This window comes from Formosa haliotis (assembly GCF_001685485.1).
Classification (GTDB): Bacteria; Bacteroidota; Bacteroidia; order Flavobacteriales; family Flavobacteriaceae; genus Formosa; species Formosa haliotis.
Genome location: NZ_BDEL01000001.1, coordinates 3,768,643 through 3,789,566, shown reverse-complemented (window position 1 = coordinate 3,789,566; position 20,924 = coordinate 3,768,643). Strand labels below are relative to the sequence as shown.

General features: G+C 34.2%; 17 protein-coding genes and 1 pseudogene. 13 read left to right on the top strand and 5 right to left on the bottom strand.

Annotation, left to right across the window (positions count from 1 at the left end):
- The first annotated feature begins 189 nt into the window (after positions 1-189).
- Entirely contained in the window at positions 190-603 is a 414-nt protein-coding gene (locus tag A9D35_RS16005) for a lipocalin family protein (protein WP_066224884.1), read from the top strand.
- Between the two features lie 79 nt (positions 604-682).
- Here A9D35_RS16005 and mtaB read toward each other — a convergent pair whose 3' ends face one another.
- Positions 683-2,014, bottom strand: coding sequence for a tRNA (N(6)-L-threonylcarbamoyladenosine(37)-C(2))-methylthiotransferase MtaB (gene mtaB, locus A9D35_RS16000; protein WP_066224883.1), 1,332 nt, complete (start codon positions 2,012-2,014; stop codon positions 683-685).
- Positions 2,015-2,272: 258 nt separating this feature from the next.
- Between mtaB and A9D35_RS15995 the strand changes: the two genes are divergently transcribed.
- Positions 2,273-3,859: an ABC transporter substrate-binding protein gene (locus A9D35_RS15995; protein WP_066224879.1), complete on the top strand. Its 1,587-nt coding sequence runs from the start codon at positions 2,273-2,275 to the stop codon at positions 3,857-3,859.
- Here the strand turns inward: A9D35_RS15995 and A9D35_RS15990 are convergent.
- Positions 3,856-5,033 (bottom strand): annotated as a pseudogene (locus A9D35_RS15990) (GlmU family protein). The gene A9D35_RS15995 and the pseudogene A9D35_RS15990 overlap by 4 nt on opposite strands.
- Positions 5,034-5,107: 74 nt before the next feature.
- Positions 5,108-5,359, bottom strand: coding sequence for a type B 50S ribosomal protein L31 (locus A9D35_RS15985; protein WP_066224877.1), 252 nt, complete (start codon positions 5,357-5,359; stop codon positions 5,108-5,110).
- A gap of 159 nt (positions 5,360-5,518) precedes the next feature.
- On the opposite strand from A9D35_RS15985, the gene A9D35_RS15980 reads away from it, so the two are divergent.
- The 9 genes from A9D35_RS15980 (at position 5,519) to A9D35_RS15940 (ending at position 14,716) form a co-directional block, all read left to right on the top strand.
- The gene (locus A9D35_RS15980) at positions 5,519-6,049 is read left to right on the top strand and encodes a DUF4199 domain-containing protein (protein WP_066224875.1); all 531 of its coding nucleotides are present in this window, start codon (positions 5,519-5,521) and stop codon (positions 6,047-6,049) included.
- A 40-nt stretch (positions 6,050-6,089) separates the two neighbouring features.
- On the top strand, positions 6,090-7,040 hold the full coding sequence (locus A9D35_RS15975) for a glycosyltransferase family 2 protein (protein ID WP_066224871.1): 951 nt from the start codon (positions 6,090-6,092) through the stop codon (positions 7,038-7,040).
- A gap of 81 nt (positions 7,041-7,121) precedes the next feature.
- Positions 7,122-8,849 (top strand): phospho-sugar mutase, encoded by a 1,728-nt coding sequence (locus A9D35_RS15970; protein WP_174545278.1) that lies wholly within the window; start codon positions 7,122-7,124, stop codon positions 8,847-8,849.
- A complete protein-coding gene (locus A9D35_RS15965; protein WP_066224869.1) occupies positions 8,849-10,672 on the top strand; it encodes an ABC transporter ATP-binding protein in 1,824 nt (607 codons plus the stop codon). The genes A9D35_RS15970 and A9D35_RS15965 overlap by 1 nt, the downstream gene beginning before the upstream one ends.
- Before the next feature lie 150 nt (positions 10,673-10,822).
- Positions 10,823-11,365, top strand: a complete 543-nt coding sequence (locus A9D35_RS15960) for an RNA polymerase sigma factor (RefSeq protein ID WP_066226193.1) — start codon at positions 10,823-10,825, stop codon at positions 11,363-11,365.
- A 33-nt stretch (positions 11,366-11,398) separates the two neighbouring features.
- Positions 11,399-11,890: a hypothetical protein gene (locus A9D35_RS15955; RefSeq protein ID WP_066224867.1), complete on the top strand. Its 492-nt coding sequence runs from the start codon at positions 11,399-11,401 to the stop codon at positions 11,888-11,890.
- 16 nt (positions 11,891-11,906) lie between these two features.
- Positions 11,907-12,338: a Spy/CpxP family protein refolding chaperone gene (locus tag A9D35_RS15950; protein ID WP_066224866.1), complete on the top strand. Its 432-nt coding sequence runs from the start codon at positions 11,907-11,909 to the stop codon at positions 12,336-12,338.
- Positions 12,339-12,575: 237 nt separating this feature from the next.
- Positions 12,576-13,349: an XRE family transcriptional regulator gene (locus A9D35_RS15945; protein ID WP_141675556.1), complete on the top strand. Its 774-nt coding sequence runs from the start codon at positions 12,576-12,578 to the stop codon at positions 13,347-13,349.
- Complete coding sequence (locus A9D35_RS15940) at positions 13,349-14,716, top strand: exonuclease domain-containing protein (RefSeq protein WP_066224862.1); 1,368 nt, start codon at positions 13,349-13,351, stop codon at positions 14,714-14,716. The genes A9D35_RS15945 and A9D35_RS15940 overlap by 1 nt, the downstream gene beginning before the upstream one ends.
- 115 nt (positions 14,717-14,831) lie before the next feature.
- Here the strand turns inward: A9D35_RS15940 and A9D35_RS15935 are convergent, their stop codons facing one another.
- A complete protein-coding gene (locus tag A9D35_RS15935) occupies positions 14,832-17,327 on the bottom strand; it encodes a GumC family protein (RefSeq protein ID WP_066224861.1) in 2,496 nt (831 codons plus the stop codon).
- Positions 17,328-17,330: 3 nt separating this feature from the next.
- Positions 17,331-18,122: a polysaccharide biosynthesis/export family protein gene (locus A9D35_RS15930; protein ID WP_066224859.1), complete on the bottom strand. Its 792-nt coding sequence runs from the start codon at positions 18,120-18,122 to the stop codon at positions 17,331-17,333.
- Between the two features lie 106 nt (positions 18,123-18,228).
- On the opposite strand from A9D35_RS15930, the gene A9D35_RS15925 reads away from it, so the two are divergent.
- Positions 18,229-20,085, top strand: a complete 1,857-nt coding sequence (locus A9D35_RS15925; RefSeq protein WP_066224857.1) for an ABC-F family ATP-binding cassette domain-containing protein — start codon at positions 18,229-18,231, stop codon at positions 20,083-20,085.
- A 33-nt stretch (positions 20,086-20,118) separates the two neighbouring features.
- Positions 20,119-20,877 (top strand): O-methyltransferase, encoded by a 759-nt coding sequence (locus A9D35_RS15920; RefSeq protein WP_235817913.1) that lies wholly within the window; start codon positions 20,119-20,121, stop codon positions 20,875-20,877.
- The last annotated feature ends 47 nt before the right edge of the window (positions 20,878-20,924 follow it).

Here is a 20,924-nt window from a genome sequence, read left to right as displayed (position 1 = left end):
ACTTTAGCATTTATATTTCCTGCCTAATAACCTAAAAATTGGTCAATCTAACCAAATATCTTATTTCCACTATTTTAAGCAGAAATTAAAAATACATGTATTTCATCGATAAAACAAAACATTTTAACGATATATTGATTTTATTTCTTATTTTTAATCCACCCAAATAATGAACTAAAACCAATACCTATGAAACCATTGAAACTAGCCTACTTATTTGTTTTTGCGTTATTATGCATCACGTCGTGCTCTAGCGAAGACGACTCAGATACCCCAACAGAAATTACCTTAACAGGTAAATGGACGGGGGTAACCAGCACATACAACGGAATCAATTTTGGAGAACCCGAAAAAAACAGCATTGTATTCTCTGCCGACCAAACTGTTAAATTCACCAATTTTAATTATGGTAACTATACTGAAACCACAACCTTGGAAGCCTATTTTGAATTAAATGACGACATTTTAATATTTGATTGGCAAAGTGAATTTAAAGACTTAGAATCCTTAGTTTTAAAGATTAATTCACTAACCGAGGACACTCTCGAAATACAATATAATACAACAGTCGACGGCATAATTGTAGAAACATATAAACGCTAAAACACTTTCCCCAAATAAAAAAGGTCGGTTCTTAACTATTAGAATCGACCTTTTTTAATCATGTATTCTTGCTGTTTGTTTAGCAATCTATTTCTACCTTTTCGAATTCGAAACGTACTAAGCCATCATCATCTATCTTAGTTAAATTAACCTCGTGTAAGGTATTTACTAAAGCAGGATCCCAAGGAGCTTTTACTTTTACATAATTCTCGGTAAAACCATGGATATATCCTTCCTTATTTTCACCTTCAAATAATACGGTATGCGTACTACCAATCTGACTTTCGTAAAAGGCTCTTCGCTTTTTTACCGATAAGCCACGTAACATTTTACTACGTTTACTACGCACATTTTTTGGCACCTCTCCAGGCATATCAACAGCTTCTGTATTATCACGTTCAGAATAAGTAAATACATGTAAGTACGAGATATTTAATTCGTTTAAAAAATTGTAAGTCTCTAAGAACAACTCATCTGTTTCACCTGGAAATCCAACAATAACATCTACTCCAATACAAGCATTTGGCATTACTGCTTTTATCTTATTTACGCGATCTAGATATAATTCTTTCATATAACGGCGACGCATCAATTTTAGAATCGTATTGCTTCCACTTTGTAACGGAATATGAAAATGAGGAACAAAAGTTCTGCTCTTCGATACAAAATCGATGATTTCATTTTTAAGTAAATTTGGTTCTATCGACGAAATTCGAAGACGCTCTATACCTTCCACAGTATCTAAACCTTGCACCAACTCGTAAAAGGTATGTTCGTGTTTTTTGTTTCCGAATTCTCCCTTACCATAATCTCCAATATTCACACCCGTTAACACAATTTCCTTAATATCTTTAGCAGATATTTCCTTGGCGTTTTGAAGTACATTTTCTAAGGTATCACTTCTAGAAATCCCTCTTGCTAAAGGGATTGTACAATAGGTACACTTATAATCGCATCCGTCTTGAACCTTTAAAAAAGCACGCGTTCTATCTCCAATAGAATAACTTCCTACATAAAAATCGGCCTCCTCTATTTCGCAAGAATGCACTTCACCAAAATCATTTTTAGATAAATCGTTTAAATAATCTGTGATTTTAAATTTTTCGGTTGCTCCCAGTACTAAATCCACCCCATCAACATCGGCTAACTCTTGTGGTTTTAATTGGGCATAACAGCCAACTGCAGCAACAAATGCTTTTGGATTTACTTTTTGTGCTTGCTTCACAATGGTTTTAAAACGCTTATCTGCATTATCGGTCACCGAACATGTATTGATCACGTAAATATCTGCAGGATCTGAAAAATCTACACGATCGAATCCTTCATTCTCGAAATCTCTAGCAATAGTAGAGGTTTCAGAAAAATTTAGCTTGCATCCTAAAGTATAAAAGGCTACTTTTTGTCGAGTCATAATTTGCTATTCTAAAATGCTGCAAATTTACAAAAAAACTACGGGGTTTGAGTTAAATCCGTCTTAATACCTTAACGGTTAATAATTGGGAGTTAGATATAACTTTAAATAAACTATAATCTTTAAATTAATTTAAGACAGCTATTCATTTTATGTGATAATACCCTTACTTTTGAATTCTTAGCATTAGCGTTAAAATACCGTAGTTTTTTTATGAACATTTCCTTCCTCCATGTTTCCTATCAATTAAAAACCCTCATGTTTGCATGTGTTGGAAGTTTACTACTCTTTACTTGTTCCTCTAACAAAAAAAACAACACTAATGCACTCGTTTTTAAATATAACGAACATAAAAACATAGGTTCGTTAGATCCCGCGTTTTCTAAGGACATTGCAGATATTTGGGCTACAAACCAGCTGTTTAATGGTTTAGTACAAATGAACGATAGCATGCAAGTGGAACCTGCCATTGCCAAATCTTGGACGATTTCTGAAGATGGCTTAACCTATACTTTTTCACTGAGAGACGATGTTTACTATCATAAAAATGTCTTATTCGGAAAAGATTTTACACGAACGGTTACAGCAGAAGATTTTACCTATAGTTTAAACCGTTTATTAGATCCGCAAGTAGGATCGCCAGGCCGTTGGGTTTTAAATAAAGTTGCATCCTTTAAGGCTGTAAATCCAACCACCTTTCAAATACAATTAAAACAACCTTTTCCTGCTTTTTTAGGTTTACTTACAATGAAATATTGCTCTGTAGTTCCTAAAGAAATTGTAACACATTTCGGTTCAGAATTTAGATCGCATCCCATTGGTACTGGGCCTTTTTATTTTAAACGTTGGGAGGAAAATGTAAAATTGGTATTCAGAAAAAACAATATGTATTTTGAAACCGATCATACCGGCAAACCCTTACCCTATCTCGAAGCTGTTGCGATTACTTTTTTACCCGATAAGCAAAGTGAATTTTTACAATTTGCTCAAGGAAACATAGATTTTGTTTCGGGGTTGGATGCTTCGTATAAAGATGAAATTTTAACCGCTAATGGTAACCTACGCGAAAACTATGAGACAGATGTAAATATGATTCGTGGCCCATATTTAAATACCGAGTATCTATCATTTTTTATGGATTCTGAATTGACAGAAATTCAATCTGAAACTCTTAGAACATGTATTAACTATGGTTTCGATCGTAAAAAAATGATGACCTATTTGCGAAACGGCATTGGCATCCCGGCCTATGGTGGCTTTATCCCCAAAGGACTCCCGGGCTATAATAAATCTATCGGTTTTAACTACCAACCCGAAAAAGCAAAAGCCTTGCTAGAAACCTTTAAAAAAGAAACTGGAATCGCCAATCCCGAAATCACGATTACAACAACAAGTAATTATTTAAGCTTTTGCGAATATATTCAACGTGAAATTCAGAAAACAGGATTAATGGTCCACATCAATGTGGTTCCGCCTTCTGCATTAAAAGATGCTAAAGCCAACGGAAAATTAGACCTGTTTAGAGCCAGTTGGGTTGCAGATTATCCAGATGCAGAAAATTATTTATCGTTATTTTACAGTAAAAACTTTGCACCAAACGGACCAAATTATTCGCATTTTAAAAATGAGTTGTTCGATACTTGGTACGAGCAATCTTTTACAGAAACTAATATAGATTATCGAGAAAACCTCTATGCCAAAATGGATTCTTTAGTCATGTCACACGCGCCTATTGTTCCTCTTTTTTACGACGAAGTAGTTAGATTTACAAGAAAAGATGTAATCGGCTTAGGAATTAATCCAACAAATTTATTGGAACTAAAACGAGTTAAGAAAATTAATTAGTTTCTTCTATACTTTTTAGTCTCTTCGAAAACGTGTTCTAAAATGACTTTATCAACATCGGTTAAAGTAATCCCTCGTCTAGACATGACTACTTCGGCAACTTCAAAAGCTTTATTAGTATTATAGGTTGTAAATCCCGCACTTCCGCCCCAACTAAAACTTGGCACGAAATTACGTGGGTAACCAGATCCAAATATATTGGCATTTACGCCAATTACAGTACCAGTGTTAAACATGGTGTTAATACCGCATTTACTATGGTCTCCCATCATTAAACCACAAAACTGTAAGCCGGTTTTTGCGAAATTTTCTGTTTCATAACTCCACAGCCTTACCTCTGCATAATTATTTTTAAGGTTAGAGTTATTGGTATCTGCACCTAAATTACACCACTCTCCTAACACAGAATTCCCTAAATATCCTTCGTGGCCTTTATTAGAATTTGCAAATAAAACCGAATTATTAACCTCTCCGCCAACTTTACTATGCGGTCCAACAGTAGTTGGTCCATAAATTTTAGCTCCCATTTTTAAAGCGGCATTATCGCATAAAGCAAATGGGCCACGTATTAAACAACCTTCTAAAATCACAGCATTTTTACCTATATAAATAGGACCTGTAGAGGCGTTTAAAGTTGCAAAATTAAGTTCGGCACCTTCCTCAATAAAAATATTCTGAGGCGCAACGGTATTTACAGTTGCAGGAATGGGCTCGGAAGTTCTACCTTCTGTGATTAAATCAAAATCTGCTTGGATGGCTGCACCATTCTTAGAGAAAATATCCCATGTATGTTCTACTTTTATCACATCGTCATCATCGAATTCAATAGCTGTATAGGCATCAAAATCGATATCTTCTTGGGTGTCTTTTGCAAAAAAGCAATAACATCTTCACCTTTAAAAATGGCCTGATTTTCTTCTAATCCTTTTACTAATTCTACTAATTCGGGAGTAGGAAGAAACGAGGCATTAATCATGACATTCTCATCCATCTCGACCATCGGATATTTATCGGCTAAATAATCCTCGGTTATCGTGGTGGTGGTATACCCAAGAAAACGTTCCCATTTTTCACGTATGGTTAAAATTCCAATACGTATGTCGGCTACAGGCCTAGTAAAAGTAAATGGCAATAAGCTATTACGTGAGGGACCATCAAAAAGAATATAATTCATGATTCAATTTTTTAGTAAAAATAAAAAAGCCTTTCAGAACTTGAAAGGCTTTAGCTAAATATATTTGTACTAAATTATTTTTTAAATTTAGCGTATTTGTTCTTGAATTTATCAATACGACCAGCCGTATCAATTAATTTAGATTTTCCTGTGTAGAACGGGTGCGATGTTCTTGAAATCTCCATTTTAATTAAAGGATACTCAACACCATCTACTTCTAATGTTTCATTTGTATTTGCAGTAGATTTAGTTAAAAAAACATCGTCGTTAGACATGTCTTTAAATGCTACTACTCTATAATTTGCTGGATGTATATCTTTTTTCATCACTAAACGTTTTAATCTTATCAATTTTGAGAATGCAAATTTATGTATTTTTTATTATCCTGCAATGTTTTTTTACAAAATTTATTTAAGTTTCTTTTTGTAACGTTTTAGTATATTTGTTAACTAACATGTTTAAACCTAAAAACCAATTACAAAATTATGGAAAAATCTCTAAAATCATTGTCTGCTACTTATGGTATTTACCTTGCCATTTTACTAGCCTCTGTTACCATTTTGGCTTACGTTATTAACCTAGAACTTTTAACTAGCGTTTGGCTTGGTGTAGGTTTATTTATAGTTATTATTATTTTTGGAATTCTTTCTACGGCAAAAGTTAAAAGTTTACAAAACGGTTTTATTTCTTTTAAAGAAGCCTTTACCGCCTATTTTACTACAGTTGTAATTGGAATTTTAATTAGCGCTATAGTTAGCATTGTTCTTTTTAATTATATCGATCCAGATGCCGCCGAAGCTTTAAAACAACAAGTTATAGAAAAATCGACAGCTATGATGCAAAGTTTTGGTGCTCCTCAAGCCGAAATTGATAAAGCTGTTGCTGAAATGCAAAAACAAAATCAGTTCGAGTTAGGAAATCAATTAAAATCTTTAGCTATGCAAATTGTTTTTTATTGTGTTGTTGGACTAATAGTTGCATTCGCAATGAAAAAAACTGACCCAGATGCCGTTTAATTATAGTATTTTTGGTGCTTATAAAAGTTAAATCACATAAATGAATATATCAGTAGTCATACCACTACTTAACGAAGACGAATCTTTAAATGAATTATACGATTGGATTGCAACGGTTATGCAATCCAATCGTTTTTCATACGAAATCATTTTTATAGACGACGGTAGCACAGATGCTTCTTGGGACATCATCTCAAAGTTATCTCAAACACATCCCGAAGTTAAAGGGATTCGATTTTTAAAAAATTACGGAAAATCTCAAGCTCTACACGCCGGATTTGAAAAGGCAAAAGGTGATGTTGTAATCACTATGGATGCCGACCTACAAGATAGTCCAGAAGAAATACCAGAACTATACAACATGATTGTAAACGACAAGTTTGACATGGTTTCGGGCTGGAAAAAGAAACGTTACGATTCTGTAATTTCAAAAAATTTACCTTCAAAATTATTTAATTGGGCCGCTAGAAAAACATCGGGAGTAAAACTCCACGATTTTAATTGCGGACTAAAATCTTATAACCACGAGGTTGTTAAACATATAGATGTTAATGGAGAAATGCACCGTTACATCCCGGTATTAGCCAAAAATGCCGGATTTTCTAATATCGGAGAAAAAGTTGTACAACATCAAGCCCGAAAATATGGTGTTACTAAATTTGGAATCGATAGGTTTATTCATGGCTTTTTAGATTTAATTACCATTTGGTTTTTATCGCGTTTCGGAAAACGCCCTATGCACCTTTTTGGTGCTTTAGGTGGAATTATGCTAACCATCGGATTCATTTTTTCTGTATATTTAGGTATCGACAAAATGTTTTTAAATCCGCATGGCAGACTTATAACACAACGTCCACAATTTTACATTGCATTAACGACCATGATAATTGGTACCCAATTTTTTGTAGCCGGTTTTTTAGGCGAACTTATTTTAAGATCTAAACCTAATAGAAATCGCTACACGATTAAAAATGCAATAAATTTAAATTAAACCTTAAGAATTTAACGTGCTTTAACTATTAACACTTAACGAATTACTTATTTTTGTTTACTATTAATTATTTAAAATATTATGATTTACATTGAACCGGAATTACTAGAACGCGTAAATACATGGTTAACACCAACGTTCGATCAAGACACACAAACCTATATTAAAGATTTAATTGCGAGCAACCCTACAGATTTAAAAGAAAGTTTTTATAAAGACTTAGAATTTGGAACCGGAGGTATGCGCGGAATTATGGGTGTAGGTTCCAACAGAATTAACAAATATACGCTTGGAAAAAACACTCAAGGTTTAAGTAATTATTTACATAAAAGTTTCCCTAACGAAACCGTAAAAGTAGCAATTGCTTACGATTGTAGACATAATAGTAAAACTTTAGCAAAAGTAGTTGCCGATGTATTTTCGGCTAATAATATAGAGGTTTATCTTTTCGAAGATTTACGTCCAACGCCAGAATTATCGTTCGCGGTAAGACATTTAAATTGCCACTGTGGTATTGTTTTAACAGCCTCTCACAACCCACCAGAATACAATGGTTATAAAGTATATTGGCAAGATGGCGGGCAGTTAGTGCCTCCTCACGACGATTTAATTGTTAAGGTTATTGACAGTTTAGATTATTCTGAAATTAAATTTGAAGAAAAACCAGAACTTATACATTATATAGGTAAAGACGTAGATGACGCTTTTATTGATGCCTCTATAGAAAACGGAAGTTACACCACTGCAGAAGCAAGAAAAGAATTAAAAGTTGTATTTACACCGCTTCACGGAACTTCTGTAACCACTGTTCCAGAAACTTTAAAACGTGCGGGATACAACCAGGTATATATTGTTAAAGAACAAGAAGAACCAAACGGAGATTTCCCAACGGTAAAATCGCCAAACCCAGAAGAACCAGAAGCCTTAAAAATGGCTTTAGATTTAGCAAATGAAACGCAAGCCGATATAGTAATTGGTACCGATCCTGATTGCGATCGTTTAGGAGTAGCTGTTCGCGATTTAGATGGCAACATGATTCTTTTAAACGGGAACCAGACCATGTTGTTAATGACAGATTTCTTGCTTAAACAATGGAAAGCTGAAGGCAAACTAAAAGGAAACGAATTTGTAGCTTCTACAATCGTATCTACACCAATGATGCACAATTTGGCTAAAGCTTATAATGTAGATTATAAAATTGGTCTTACAGGATTTAAGTGGATCGCAAAAATGATTAACGACTTCCCTGAGCAAACCTATGTTGGTGGTGGCGAAGAAAGTTTCGGGTATTTAGTAGGCGATTTTGTTCGCGATAAAGATGCCGTAACCTCTACCCTATTGGCTTGCGAAATTGCAGCACAAGCCAAAGCTAACGGAAGTACCATGTACGAAGCCTTATTAAACCTATACGTAGAACATGGTTTATTTAAAGAGCGCTTAATCTCTTTAACTAAAAAAGGTATTGAAGGCGCTCAAGAAATCTCTCAAATGATGATTGATGCTCGCGAAAACCCTGTTTCAGAAATAAACGGCTCTAAGGTTGTAAAAGTTGAAGATTACCAAACCTCAACAGTTAAATATTTGGCTACAGGAAAAGAAGACACTACCGACATTCCTAAATCTAATGTTATTATTTATTACACAGAAGATGGTAGTAAGGTAGCCCTAAGACCTAGTGGAACAGAACCAAAGATTAAGTTTTATATAAGCGCTAATACGGCTTTAGACAGTACAGCAAATTTTAAAACTACAGAGCAGCAACTTGAAAACAAGATTGATGCAATTATTAAAGACATGAAACTTAGTTAATGAACTATTTTAAACAAATATTTAGATTCGCAAAACCCTACAAAGGTTATGCGATTCTAAATATTATATGTAATATATTATACGCCCTTTTTGGTACCTTGGCTATGGTATCATTATTTCCAATGTTAAACGTTTTGTTCGATAAAACAAAACAAATAACTACAAAACCAGTATGGCAAGGCATCACTGGCATTAAAGATTACGCAGAAAGTTATTTAAATTTCTTTGTCACTCAAAAAGCTAACGAAGGTAGCGACCAGGTGCTATTTTTTATGGTTGCATTGGTTGTTGGTATGTTTTTACTTAAAAACTTCTTCAACTATTTGGCCATGTATTTTATTACGTTCCTAAGAAATGGAGTATTAAAAGACCTTCGAGATACGCTATACGACAAGTATTTAAATTTACCTTTAGCATTCTTCTCAGAAAAACGTAAAGGTGATAGTATTGCTAGAATTTCTGGCGATGTCCAAGAAATTCAATCCTCATTTCTATCTATTCTAGAACTAATTGTTAGAGAACCTTTAATGATTATTTTTACAATTATAGCCATGTTTATGATAAGTATAAAACTTACCATATTCGTGTTTATTTTTATTCCTGTAAGTGGATTTGTTATTTCATTAATAGGAAAATCTTTAAAGAAAAAATCAGATAAAGTTCAGAAAGAACAAGGTTTCTTTTTATCGATTGTCGATGAAACTTTAGGCGGATTAAAAGTGATAAAAGGATTTACCTCTGAAGTACTTTTTAGCAATCGTTTTAGAGAATCTACAACCCGTTATCAAAATTATTCTAACACCTTATTAAACCGTCAAAATTTAGCCTCTCCGGTTAGCGAAGTTCTCGGAATCACCGTTATTTCTGTATTACTTTGGTATGGCGGACGCATGGTGTTAAACGAAAACTCTTTAGATCCAGGTTTATTTATTGTATACATTGGTTTAGCTTATAACATTCTAACTCCCGCTAAAGCAATAAGTAAAGCTAGTTACGGTGTTAAAAAAGGAAATGCCGCAGCAGAACGTGTTTTAGAAATTTTAAATACAAACTCTCCGCTAGAAGACAAACCTAATGCGAAAGTAAAAACAGAGTTTACTAGCGATGTTACCTTAAACAATATCTCGTTTAAATATGAAGACGAATATGTTTTAAAGCATTTCTCCTTAAAAGTTCCTAAAGGAAAAAGTGTGGCACTTGTTGGACAGTCTGGAAGCGGAAAAAGTACCATTGCCAATTTGGTAACACGTTTTTACGATGTTAACGAAGGCAGTATTAGTATAGATGGCGACGATATTCGCGACCTAACAAAGCATTCGCTCCGTTCTTTAATGGGACTTGTTACTCAAGACTCTATTTTGTTTAACGACAGCATAAAAAACAATATTTTAATAGGAAAAGAAACCGCTACAGATGCCGAAATTATTGATGCTTTAAAAATTGCAAATGCTTGGGAATTTGTAAAAGATTTACCTCGTGGTATAGAAACTAATATTGGTGACTCTGGAAATAAACTTTCGGGCGGACAAAAGCAACGTTTAAGTATTGCACGTGCGGTTTTAAAAAATCCACCTATCATGATTCTAGACGAGGCCACCTCGGCACTAGATACCGAAAGTGAACGCTTGGTACAAGACGCCTTAGAAAACATGATGAAAAACAGAACATCTATTGTAATTGCCCACCGCTTGTCTACCATACAAAGCGCAGACACCATTGTGGTCATGCAAAAAGGTGAAATTGTAGAACAAGGAACTCACGACGAATTATTACTAAAAAACAACGTCTACAAGAAATTAGTAAACATGCAAAGTTTCGACTAATTCTTAAATTCAAATTAGGCACTAAAAAAGGATAAGCATCAAAAAAGCTTATCCTTTTTTAATACGCCCAACCTTCAAATTTTAAATAATAATTAACGCTTCCAAATTAAACTTTTAATACCTTTTGCTGTCTAAATACAAAACATGTTAATGATAAACGAATCCCAACTTTTAGAGCAACTAAAATCTGAGTCGACCAGAGATCGTGCTTTTAAAGAGCTTATTCGTTTGTATAAGGAACGTTTATATTGGCATATTCGTAATATTGTAAAATCGCATGACGATGCAGACGATGTGTTGCAAAATACGTTTATAAAAGTTTTTAAAAATATAGGTACCTTTAAAGGAGATAGCAAACTCTATTCTTGGATGTATCGCATTGCAACCAACGAATCGATCTCGTTTATAAATAAAAGAGCTAAATTGTTACAAATTTCAAACGAAGAAACACAACAATTGGCATTAGAACAATTAAAATCTGACATCTATTTTGAAGGCGATGAGATACAGCTTAAATTACAAGAAGCGATTTCTAAACTACCTCAAAAACAGCAGTTGGTTTTTAATATGCGATATTTTGAAGACATAAAATATAAAGACATGTCGGAAATTTTAGAAACTAGTGAAGGGGCCTTGAAAGCCTCGTATCACTTAGCCGTAAAAAAAATTGAAGACTATTTAACAACCGATTAAACTTTTACTAAAAAAAACAGTCTAAAGACTAAGATGAAACTTAAAGACTTACATAACGACAACAACGCAGGATTTAAAATACCTAAAGATTACTTTAATAATCTAGAGGATACTATTTTAAATGAAGCAAAAATGCAAACTAAAGTCACAAACACTGGTTTTAAAGTTCCTGAAAATTATTTTGACACTTTAGAAGCTCTAATTCAAACTAAAGTTAATACAAAACAGGACACTAAAGTACGTACACTTCGTATAAAACCATGGGTTTATGCTGCTAGTATCGCTGCATGTTTAATGCTCATGTTTACCCTTACGTTTTCTAAAAGTAAAACCACTTCGTTTAGTGCTTTAAACACAGAAACACTAGAATCTTTTATTATTAATGAAGATTTAAACACTTCAGAAATGGCCACATTAATAATAGATACCGATATATTTCAAAACGAAATTTTACAAGAAGCGATTAGCGATTCTTCTATAGATTATTATGTAGAAAATGAAATTGAAATAGAAGATTTTAATTAAAATAAAAACAAAACATATGAAAAAACAATATATCATCCTCCTACTTACGTTATTTTCATTACAAGCATTTTCTCAAAATAAAGGCGAAAAGATTAAAACCTTAAAAATAGCCTTTATTACAGAAAAACTAAATTTAACTAAAGCTGAAGCGCAAAAATTTTGGCCTGTTTACAATGCATACGAAACCGAAAACAATACACTTCGAAATGCTATGCGTGAACAACGAAAAGCAACAGACATCAATAATTTAAGTGAGACTGAAGCTAAAACTAAATTAAAAACCATGCTTGCTAATAATGACGAAAAGCATCGATTATTTAATGAGTATATTAAAGATTTACAAGGTATACTGCCCGCAAAAAAAATAATTCTTCTCAAAAAATCTGAAGACGAATTCAAAAATAAAATGTTCGAAGAATACAAAAAAAGGCATAACGATAAGAAGTAAAAAAAAGGAACCCGTGGGTTCCTTTTTTTTATGGATTAAACTCCCAGCCTCAAATGTAGCATGAGTTCTACATTCTAATTCCATTAAAACCTAAACCATTAAACACTTAATTTTCAAGCCAAAGACTCAATTACAAAGTTAAAAACAGCGAATTAAAATTTATATTAAAAAAATAACTACATTTACAAGCATCAATTGCTATTAATTAAATCAATTGTATTTATCGCATAATTAAACTTGTATATGATTGCTTCAAATATTCGTCATTTAAGAACGCTAAAAAAACTATCGCAAGAAGCACTTGCTAAAGCTTTAAACATCACGCGCTCTCGAATTGGGTCCTATGAAGAAGGTCGCTCAGAACCTTCTATAGAAATGCTTATCGCATTTTCAGAATATTTTAAAATTCCTATAGACATCTTTTTACGAACAGATTTATCTAAAACTAATGATGCATCGTTTCTAAAAGTTGGAGAGCAACGTATCCTCTTTCCTATGGTTGTAGATATCGATCATGACGACCTTATAGAAGTGGTTCCTATAAAGGCTTCTGCGGGGTATTTAAATGGGTACGACGATCCGGAATATATAGATCAATTACAAAAAATAAAATTACCTTTTTTACCTACTGGTAAACATCGGGCGTTCCCTATTAAAGGAGATTCTATGTTGCCTATGAAAGACGGTGCTTTTGTTGTCGCTCGCTTTATTGAAGATAAAACAGATATACAAAACGGACGTACTTATGTGCTTTTAACCAGTAATCAGGGTATGGTTTACAAACGGGTTTACAACCATTTAAAAGACAAACAAGGTTTACTGTTGGTGTCTGACAATAAAGCGTACGAACCTTATTTTCTTCCTATTCAAGAAGTCTTAGAAATTTGGGAATTTACCTGCAGCATAAACACCCAAGAATACGACCAACACGAACTACAAATAAGTAGTATAATCCGAATGTTTAATGAGCTTGGAGTAGAATTAAAAGCTTTAGAAAAAATGATGCACTAATGTACACGATTATAGATATAGAAACCACAGGAAGTGGCAATAAAATTACCGAAATCGCTATTTTAAAACACGATGGCACAAAGGTTATCGAAACATTTTCTTCTTTAGTAAACCCTGAGGCCTACATTCCAGATTATATTACAGCCTTAACCGGTATTGATAATAGTATGGTTGCAGATGCTCCTACATTTTCGGAAATTGCACAACAGGTTCTAGAGATTACAGAAGACACTATTTTTGTGGCTCATAATGTTAATTTCGATTATAATATTATTCGAAATGCCTTTAAAGAACTTGATATCGATTTTAAGCGAAAAAAATTGTGTACCATTCGCTTGTCTAGAAAGCTTATTCCAGGACACCAATCTTACAGTTTAGGAAAACTATGTGCTGCATTAAATATTAGTGTTTACGACAGGCACCGAGCGCTTGGCGATGCTGAAGCTACAGCTATTTTATTCGATTTACTTTTAGCCCAAGACCAAGCCAAAACTGTATTTCAAGATTTCTTAAAACCTTCATCTAAAGAAGCCACCCTACCACCAAATTTACCAAGCGATGTTTTTAATGCCATTCCCAATGCACCTGGAATCTATATCTTCAAAAACAAAAAAGGAACCATTATTTATGTAGGTAAAGCCAAGGATTTAAAAAAACGTGTTTTAAGTCATTTTTATAATAAATCGGCGAAAGAAATGAATTTATGCCGAGAAACTGCCGATATTTCGTTTGAGTTGTCGGGAACTGAACTTATTGCTTTACTTATGGAAGATGCGGCTATAAAAGCGCACTATCCAGAATTTAATCAGGCCGCAAAACGGAATCCAAAAGCATTCGCTATTTTTAGTTACGAAGACAGAAACGGGATAAAACATCTGGCCTATAACACATTAAAATCGGCACCAAATCCTCTTAAAATTTATTATTCTATTACCGATTGCAGACAGCAATTAGAGCAGTATTGCAAAGCATTTAATTTATGTCCGAAATACTGCCATCTACAAGAAGGTGTCTCGGAGTGTTCACATTATATTATTGATGATTGCAATGGTATTTGTAAACAATTAGAAACTGCTGAAGCCTATAATCTAAGAGTAGAAGAAGCTATAGAAACCATTAAAAACAGCAATCAAGAGGTGGTTTTAAAGCAAGCAGGAAGACATGAAGATGAATCGGCTTTTATTTTAATTCAGGATGGGTTTTACAAAGGTTACGGTTTTATAGATCATACTGAACAAATTATGTGTACAGATGATTTAGAACGCTTTTTAATTCCGCAAAACGATACCATGCACACTCAAAAAATATTACAGAGCGAATTATTAAAAAGAAACGCGTCTGTTATAACAGAAACAGTGGTGAGTTAAGTCTTGACTATGATTCACCCGCAGTACTTTTAAGGTATCTTAAATGGGATTACGTTAATATCCTCTTGACATGTTGAAATAAAATCAGTATGACGAGCAAGGCAGAAATCGGGTTCTATAATCGTTTTAAAAATCGTTTAAATTTGCCCATTACACCTTTGCCTCCATCTTTGTCGTGGTAAGCATTTCCGTAAACACCATATCCATATCCATATCCATAGCCATATCCATATCCGTAGCCATACCCGTAATTATGATTTGTTTTATGCTTATAGAAGTTAAGTACAAAACTGATGTTTTTAACTTCTCCCATGCGATGTTTTGCGTTAATTAAAGAGAGCATACCTTTTTTAGTATAATCTAAACGCACCATAAAAATGGTTGCATCTGCATATTGTGTAAGCTCTAAAGCATCGGTTACAAGACCTAATGGCGGCGTATCTAGAATAATCATATCATACTCCAAGCGCAATTTATCTATCAGAGTTTTCATGGCATCACCCATTAATAACTCTGATGGATTTGGAGGTACTGGACCAGAGGGCACAACATCTAAATTTTCTATTTCTGAATGAAAGGTAACTTCTTCGAAGGTGTTTTCTCCTATAAAATAATTCACCATTCCTAAATCGTTCGATATACCAAAATCGCCAAATATTTTAGGTTTACGCAAGTCTAACCCTAATAAAATCGTTTTTTTACCAGACAAGGCGTATACCGTAGCCATATTAATCGAGGTAAAGGTCTTTCCTTCTCCACTTACCGACGAGGTAACCATAATGGTTTTTCCGAGCTTGTCGTTATCTCCTTGTTTTTTAAAGATGAATTGCAAACTAGAACGAATAGACCTAAAGGATTCTGCAACTGCCGATTTAGGTTTTTCGAAAACCACTAAATTGTTATGATACTTGTATTTCCCGATAAGGCCTAAAATTGGAATACGCGACAAACGCTCGACTTCATCGGAACCGTGAATGGTGTTATCTAACAAGTAGATTATAAAAATAATAAGCATAGGCAGGAAAAATCCAACCATTAAAGCCATCATATAATTTAGAGACTTATTCGGGCCTATTAGCCCACCACCAATATCTTTAGCATCATCTATAGCAGTAATGTCTGATATATTTGCTGCTTTTACAATAGCAGCCTCACTGCGCTTTGCCATATACAAATTATAGGCTTCTTGGCTAATATCTAACTTTCGCTGAATTTTCAGGAATTGCTGTTGGTCTTCTGGTAAGTTACTCAACTTGGCCTCTAAGCTAGCAGCCTGTCCCTGAATGCTATTTAATTGCAGCCTGATGGTTCGCTTGGTAGCATCTATGGTTTCTAACAGCACGCGTTTTTCAGCAGAAATACGGCGGTCTAAATCTTTAAATAAATCTGAGCCCTCTTTCATCGTATATTCTAAACTCTGACGTTCTATGGCTAATGCGGTGATTTTCCCCACACTTTGCTGAATATTTGGTTCATCTATTCCTACAGATGATGGCGCTGCTATATTTATATAATTAGTTTTGGTAAGTAAGTAATCTTCAAGAGCATTAAGGTAATTTAGCTTGGTTTGTTCAAGCTCTTTCGCCATTTCGTATTCCCGTAAACGCGACGAAACTTCTGTCATTTCCGCATCAACATCGAACACCTTATTTTGCTTTCTAAACGAATTCATTTCGTCTGAAACATCCTTAAGATTATTGTTTACGGTAGACAAACTACTATCTATAAACTTAATGGTGTTGGTGGCATATAAGTTTTTTCGTTCTAACTCGGTCCGACTTAAAATTGCCGTCGTTGCATTTAAGTAATCTACAATTTTAGCTTTATTATGACCAGTTAACGATAACTTTAAAACCGACGACGATTCCTTAGAGAAAGGTTCTGTTTTTACAGCATTTTTATAAGTATTTACAACTTGATCGAAATTTAAAAAGTTGATAAAATACTCTGCGTTGGCTGCTATTTGTTCTTTTGGTTTTACGTGTAATGTAAAGTGAGTAAATGGTAAAACCACAGGTTCTCCAATAGTAAATCTTTTATTAAAAACACCTAAAGGCAGCCCGATACGCTCGGTACGCATATCGCTATAAAATTGCATTGTGCCTCGATCTTTTTCAAACTCCGAAAACAACTCGAACTCCTTATCATTTAAAAATCGAATCCCTAAAGGATGATTTAATACTTGTCCCTGTTGCTTATCTATAGTGATAAAGAATGGGGCATCTGTATAAATATCTTCCTTTCTATACTCCCCTTCCTTTAAATATTCAAGATAATACTGGAGCGAATCCACAACCTTTTCGTTATGGGTTCGGGTTTGTAAAGAAGTAATCACTTTTCCTACTTTTCCAGAGACTCCACCCCAGTTAAACGAAATACTTGTATTGGCAGTAAAAAATGGATTCTGGTCGTTTTCTACTGTAATTAAAGAATCTAAGCGGTAAATATTTTGTTTCCGTACATTTATTAGATACGCTATTGTTAAGGCAACTCCAATACATAAAAGTACCAATTTCCAGAAATTAAGTACTTTAAACAAATATCCTCTAAAATCGAAGGTCATTCCTCCCGATTCCATCTGATCTTGATCGTCAAACTCGTATTGTGTCATGTATTATAAGCGATCTATTAGTAATAAGGTTGTAGTCCCTAAAGTTAAAATGGTAGCAATAGTCGTTAAAGTTTGCATACCTGTTTCTCCCGTTCCCCAGGATTTCTGCGGAAGTGGTTTTACATATATAATATCGTTAGGCTGAATGTAGTAATATGGCGATAACATTACATCCTCTCGCGTAATATCTATATGATGTATTTTTTGTCCCTGCGGATATTGTCTTATAATCAATATATCTTTTCTATCGCCAGTAATGGGAATTTCGCCCGCATTGGCAATGGCTTCAAAAATATTTACACGATCCTGAAATAAGGTGTTCGATCCTGGCGATCCCACTTCACCATTAACCGTATACCGTAAACCCGTTAGTTTTACTGTAACAAAAATATTAGCGGTTTCCTTAAATTGTTCTTCGAGTAATTTCTTTTCTAATATCTTTTCAATCTCTTCGGTGGTATATCCTAGAACATTGACTTTTCCTAAAGCAGGAATTCGGATTTCACCGTGTAAATCGACAGTAAACCCATCAAAATAAGCGCGTTCTCCACTATCTGCGTTCAATAAATCTTCTCCCATCGGGTTGAAAATTTGAACAGCATCTTGGTCTAACGCTTTTACTCGAATATTTAAAATATCGTAAAGCTGAACGCGGTAGGGTGTTTGTGCTGCTACAACCTTGGCTATAGAATCGTTAGTATCTACAGGTTGCAAATACACCATGTTTTTATGCGACACACAACTAGACGTTATAAGACACAATAAAATACATGCGGTAACAAAGAATTTGCTCATGAATGGGTTAGTGATTTACCGACAAATATAAGTTTTCGACAGGAATATCAAAACTAATCGTTTACTTTTTGGATATTTGCAACTCAATTCTAAAATAAGGAAACCCTTGAATTATTTAACTGTAGAAAATATTTCTAAATCTTACGGCGAACTTACCTTGTTCGAAAACCTATCATTTAGCATTCATAAAGACCAAAAAGTAGCTTTTGTAGCCAAAAATGGAACAGGAAAAACATCGATTTTAAATATTCTTGCTGGGTTGGATCAACCAGATACGGGGCAAATTATTTTCAGAAAAGGAATTACAGTTTCTTTTCTACCTCAAGAACCTATTTTAGACGCTTCTTTAACTGTTGAAGAAACCATTTTTAATGCCGATCACGACATTTTAAAGGTGAATAAAAACTATGAAACGGCTTTAAATAATCCTGAAGACGAAGAAGCCTACCAAAAAGCCTTCGAACAAATGGACCGTTTTAACGCTTGGGATTTTGAAACTCAATACAAACAAATTCTTTCGAAATTAAAACTGGACAATTTCTCGCAAAAGGTTAGTTCGCTTTCTGGTGGACAAAAAAAACGTTTATCCTTAGCCAATGCTTTAATAAACAAACCCGATCTTTTAATTTTAGATGAACCTACCAACCATTTAGATTTAGAAATGATTGAATGGTTAGAATTGTTTTTTGCTAAAGAAAACATGACTTTATTTATGGTTACACACGACCGTTTTTTCTTAGAGCGTGTGTGTAATGAAATTATAGAATTAGACCAAGGCGAACTTTTTAGCTATAAAGGAAACTACTCGTATTACCTGCAGAAAAAAGAAGAACGCATTACCCAAGAAGCTGTAGAAACCGGAAAAGCAAAACAACTTTTTAAAAAGGAATTAGATTGGATGCGCCGTCAACCTAAGGCGCGTACTACAAAATCGAAATCGAGAATAGACGATTTTCACGACATAAAACAGCGTGCCAGTAAGCGTAGAAAGGACCATCAAGTGGAGCTGGAGTTGAATATGGAGCGCTTAGGAAATAAAATTGTAGAGCTTCATAATGTTAAAAAATCATTTGCCGACAAGAAAATTTTAGACGGCTTTACTTACAATTTTCAACGTGGCGAACGTGTTGGAATTATAGGAAAAAACGGAACCGGAAAATCGACATTCTTAAATATTTTAACCGAAACTTCTAAACCCGATAGTGGTAAAATTACTTTGGGCGAAACCGTAAAATTTGGATATTATACCCAAGGTGGTATAGAGGTTAAACCAGACCAAAAAGTAATAGATGTGGTTCGCGAGTTTGGAGATTACATTCCGCTAAAAAAAGGACGCCAAATTAGTGCCCAACAGCTATTAGAACGGTTCTTATTCGACCGCAAAAAACAGTATGATTTTGTAGAAAAACTAAGTGGTGGCGAGCGTAAACGCCTGTATTTATGTACGGTTTTAATTCAGAATCCAAACTTTTTAATTCTTGACGAACCTACAAACGACTTAGACATTGTTACTTTAAATGTCCTTGAAGAGTTCTTATTAGATTTTCCTGGCTGCCTATTAGTGGTTACTCACGACCGTTATTTTATGGATAAAATTGTAGACCATTTATTTGTATTTAGAGGTGAAGGTGTAATTGAGGATTTCCCAGGTAATTATAGCGATTATAGAGCTTATGAAGACAGTCCGGAGCAAACCGTGACCGAAGATAAAAAGGAAAAGAAAAACTGGAAACAAGATTCTGGAACCAAATTATCGTACAACGAACAAAAGGAATATAATAATATTGAAAGCAAATTAAAATCGTTAGCCTTCGATAAAACAGCTCTGGAGGAAAAATTCCATAATCCAGATTTATCTCCAGATCAGATTTCTGAGTTATCCTTACAACTAGAAAAAATAATACAAGACATCGAAGCTAAAGAAGAACGTTGGTTCGAGTTAGCTTCAAAAATGGAAGGTTAATTTGTAGTTTTTAACACTGTGTTTTATCAAATTTTGCAATATTTTAAGTTTTTAATACGTGCTACAAATCAGCATGGTGTGCACTCCCCTTTTGTTTACAATTTGGTGACTCTATGCTTTTACGACAAAAAAAAGTATTCGGAATATGCGAAAATTGAAACTTATAAAGCACAGTTAATAAAAACCAACACGGCTTTACAAATCACCGATTTAGGCAGTGGCTCCCAGTTTACCACATCGAACACACGACAAGTAAAACAGATTGCAAAACAATCGGGAGCATCTCTAAAACATGCCAAATTACTGTTTCGTTTAGCTCGTTATTTTCAGTTTAAACACAGTTTAGAACTCGGTACATCTTTGGGGATTTCAACTCAGGCATTAGCTTTAGGAAACACGAATTCTGAAATTATTTCAATAGAAGGTTGTCCGGAAATTTCGGCATTTACAAGCGAAAATCTAAAACAACATACAATTAACAATGTCACTGTAAAAACAGGAGATTTTGCGGAAGTGATTCCAGAACAAAACCAAAACACCTTCGATTTTGTCTTGTTTGACGGGAACCACAATAAAACGGCAACCTTACACTATTTCGAATTATTACTTCCAAAAATTCACAACGATACGGTATTTGTCTTCGATGATATTTACTGGTCTAAAGACATGACTGAAGCATGGGAACACATAAAAAATCATCCAAAAGTAAAAGTCACTATAGACACGTTTCAATACGGATTTGTGTTTTTCAGAAAAGAACAAGTCAAAGAACATTTTTCTATTCGGCTGTAGATTCGTAGTTGGTAGTGAAATTATCGGGCATAGACTCGTTACCAATA